This is a genomic window from bacterium (genome assembly GCA_021158245.1).
In the GTDB taxonomy this organism is placed as follows: domain Bacteria; phylum Zhuqueibacterota; class QNDG01; order QNDG01; family QNDG01; genus QNDG01.
The window spans coordinates 1-4041 of record JAGGVB010000146.1 but is presented as its reverse complement, the minus strand read 5'-3'; the positions used below and the strand labels follow the sequence as shown (position 1 = coordinate 4041).

Annotated in this window: 3 protein-coding genes; all 3 read right to left on the bottom strand. The window is 39.4% G+C overall.

Annotation, left to right across the window (positions count from 1 at the left end; all coding sequences use genetic code 11):
• On the bottom strand, positions 1-1127 hold a 1127-nt coding region (locus J7K93_07780), incomplete at its 3' end, for a HAMP domain-containing protein (protein MCD6116898.1).
• Between the two features lie 5 nt (positions 1128-1132).
• Positions 1133-2029 carry a DUF58 domain-containing protein gene (locus tag J7K93_07775; protein ID MCD6116897.1) on the bottom strand — a complete coding sequence of 299 codons (897 nt, stop codon included), beginning with the start codon at positions 2027-2029 and terminating at the stop codon, positions 1133-1135.
• Between the two features lie 25 nt (positions 2030-2054).
• Positions 2055-3791: a YgiQ family radical SAM protein gene (locus J7K93_07770; GenBank protein ID MCD6116896.1), complete on the bottom strand. Its 1737-nt coding sequence runs from the start codon at positions 3789-3791 to the stop codon at positions 2055-2057.
• Positions 3792-4041 lie beyond the last annotated feature (250 nt).

Here is a 4041-nt window from a genome sequence, read left to right as displayed (position 1 = left end):
GGCATACGTGCGAATTCAGAAAATTCCGATGCCATAGCCTCAAGTGCATTCAGTTCTTCCTCAACAGTAGAGATACTCTCTCTCACATTTTCCGGAAGATTGTTTTCTTTGCAATAATTTCTGATCCTTCGCAGAGAAAGAGATATGGGAGTGAGGCTGTTCTTAATCTCATGGGAGATTGCCCTTGCAGCCTGGCGCCATGCTGCTATCCTTTCTGCTGCAGCCAGCTTTTCGCGGCTTATTTTTAAATCTTCAATCATATTATTAAAAGAATCTCCAAGAAATTTAAACTCATCACGGCTGTTTATATTAACATAAGTAAAGAGGTCTCCCCTTCTGGCTTTTTCCATTCCTGAAACAAGTTTGCGTACTGGCCTGTCAATCTGAGTTGCCAGTTTTTTCGCAAAATAGAATGATAAAAATATCAGCAATCCTATAAATATAACTGCTATACTCCAGATTATATTTTTTTCAATGATGGAATTCTTGAGTATTGAGAGAGTACTCTGTATCTCAATGGCACGGCTTATTTTATTTTTGGTTTCAACCATATAGGGCGGTACTGTATAATAGATTTCAGATAGGGAAGAATCTTCATGCATAATTGCCATTATAAGACAAGAAGCGCCCTTGTAATCAAAAAGCCTGCTTACAGCCTGTCCTGGTACTAATTTATCCGGCCTTTTAATAAAACCGGTAAGTACGGAATCAGGGAGATTGATTTCAGACGCTTTTATTGACAACTCCTTTGATATTACACCTTTTTTAAATTTACAGGATATTGCCCCGTCGATTTTGTGCTGATTAAGCAGAAATTCAGACCACTGAACAGGAGTAAAATCAGTTAAAAAATTACTGCCTCTCTCTTCAGCCTGCCTTCGTATAGTATCAACGGATTTTGAAAGTACATCACTCATACCAGGGAGCAAAAGCATGTTTACGCTGTGAGTAAGCAGGTTTGCAGAAAAGAATGCCAGCGGCACTGTTGGAACAACAACAAACATAATAAACAATGCAGTAAGTTTAAGCCTGAACACTGAATTTCTGCCGTCTTTTTTCCATATAAGGAGAAGAAAAGATAGTGTAATCCCAAGAATAATAAATATCCAGATAATAAAAAATTTCACTTCTGTCAGGCTCCAATCATTTTTCTTTTAACAAGATACTTTGTTAAAGCTGTAGCAAAATTTTCTTCTGTATTAATCATCAAATAATCAATGTGATGCAATCTGCACTCTCTTCTGTACCTGTCAATAAATTCTTTCATCCTGCTCTTATACGAATTCTTTACGTACAACGTTTCAACCGGAATTGAATCCCCTGTTTCTGAATCCTCAAGCAGGACATTACCTGAAAAATTCAAATCCGTTTCTCTCTTGTCGAGTATATGAAAAACAATTACTTCATGCTTTCTATGGCGGAAATGTTTTAATGCCTTCAGCACTTCATCCTGATTATCGAGAAGGTCTGAAAGAATTATAATCAGGCCCCTGCGCTTTATTCTTTCAGCGAGTTCATGAAAAGTATTAGCAATTGAAGTATCATTACCTCCCTGTAAATGATCAATTTCGGAAAGCATTACATTAAGATAGCTCATAACAGAACGCGGAGGCAGGTAGGAACGAATAGTACTGTCAAATGCAGCAAGGCCCACAGCATCTCTCTGCTTTAACAGCATGTAACTGAGAGCTGCTGCAAGATACTTTGCATATGCAAGCTTTGTTATTCCGGATGATCCGAATGTCATGGAATTTGACGCATCTATCAGAATATGAGCCCTTAAATTCGTTTCTTCCTGAAATTGCTTAACATAAAACCTTTCCGTACGTCCGAGCACTTTCCAGTCAATGTTTTTTATGGAATCACCTGTCATGTAAGGGCGGTATTCAGAGAACTCAACTGAAAAGCCGTGATAAGGGCTTTTATGAAGGCCTGTTATAAATCCCTCTACAACAAGCCTTGCAATAAGATCAAGCCTTGAGATGCGCGAAACTACCAAAGGATCAAGATATTTTTTATCTGTTTTTATATTTTTCATACATTCTTCTTATGCGTTATCTGCGGCTTCTCCTGTTCGGATATTTCCGGTAAGCGCTGTTTTTCTTTTTGCTGCCTGTAATTATACTCTTCTGAATCTCTTTTTTACCTTTGTCCCTTTCTACAAATATCGGCTGCATTGTAAAAGGGTTAATTCCTGTTGCATACATAATGCTTGACCATGTCAGAGGAAGAGGTGTAAAAATCTGTACCTGCTCCGGCACAATCTTAAGATATTTATCTGTAAATGACTTCAGATTCTCCATGTGTTTTTTTGTTGATCCGGGATGAGCTGCAATAAAATAGTAGGTTAAAAACTGCTTTTTGCCCGCAGCTTTTGTGTACTTGAAAAATTTCTCCCTGAATTTAAGCAATTTATCTGTTCCGGGTTTGCCCATTACATCAAGCACCTCTTGCTCAGTATGCTCAGGAGCTATTTTTAACTGGCCGGAAGTATGGTTAAAAACAACTTCCTTAAGATAGGGATCTCCGTACCTTTGATCTTCAAGTATAATATCATGACGGATTCCCGAAGCTACAAATACCTTGCGGACTCCCGGGATACGGGATATTCTTTTTAAAATTTCAATCTGGCCCTTATGGCTGGGCACAAGCAGTTCACATACTTCAGGATAGAGACATCTCCTGTCCCTGCACGGCCCTGCTTTTTCTTTGACTGAACATTCAAACCCGTACATATTTGCAGTAGGGCCTCCCACATCACTTATAATACCTTTAAATGCAGGATGCTTTGTAAATTTTTCGGCTTCTTTTACAATTGAGTCAATTGACCTCCATCTTACTCTTCTCCCCTGATGAACTGCTATTGAGCAGAAATTGCACTCGCCGTAGCATCCTCTGTGGCTGGTAATAGAGAAACGGATTGTTTCAAGAGCTCTGACTTCCCCCTCTTTTCTATGAACAGGATGCACGTCCAGTTCAAAATCCATATTATAAACATCATCAAGTTCTTTCTGAGAAAGATACTCTGCAGGAGGATTATGAATAAGATACCTTGTATCCTGCTTCTGCATCAGGCCTCTGCCGCTTACAGGATCATTATTATCATAGAACCCGCGGAACATCTCAATAAATGCATGATTATCCTGTTTAACGGTTTGGTAATCCGGAAGCTCTATGAAATCTTCTTCAGGTTCAGAGGAGATGTAGCATACTCCCCTGACAGAATGCCCGTTCCCTCCGTGTGAAAGATCCTCAGCAAGTTCTCTGACAGATCTGTCTCCCATGCCGTAGACTATATAGTCGGCTTTTGCATCAAACAGTATTGAACGTCTTATGGATCGTGACCACGCATCGTAATGTGCAATACAGCGGAGGCTGGCTTCAACGCCTCCCAGAACAATTGGTTTTGTATTTTTAAAATATCTTTTTATAAGATTAGTATAAGCTATGACAGCTCTGTCAGGCCTTTTGGAATTGACTCCTCCGGGAGTGTAATCATCTCTCTTTCTTCTCTTTCCTGATGCAGTATAATTTGCAACCATGGAATCAACTGATCCGCCTGTTACTCCCCAGAATAGAAGAGGTTCGCCAAGACGGGAGATATCAGCGTCTGAATTAAGGCCAGGCTGCGGAATCATACCTACCTTAAATCCAGCATTGAAAAGCACCCTGCCTATAAGTGCAGCTCCTATGAAGGGGCTGTCAATATACGCATCTCCTGTAATAAGGATAATGTCGCACCTTTCCCACCCGAGTTTTTTCATTTCCGATTTTGTGCAGGGCAAATACATTTTTCAGCTCCATTTTCCGATACAGAAATTTATTAAAAAAAATCGAGGGATAAAAGATTAAAATATGCAGAACCGGATAAAGTTTACATTTTATTTTGATTTACGTATATGGACAAGAAAAAAATGATACAGGAAAACTGATAAAGGATAAAACAATTTTTTACCGGCATCTTTAAAATCTCCGTATCTGACTGTAATCCAAGGCGTCATTCCCGAAATCTTTTATCGGGAATCCAGGAGTGGAGGGGTT

Bases quoted from the DNA above. Each gene is read 5' to 3' on its own strand.
- J7K93_07770 (MCD6116896.1), bottom strand. From the start codon at position 3,791: ATGTATTTGCCCTGCACAAAATCGGAAATGAAAAAACTCGGGTGGGAA.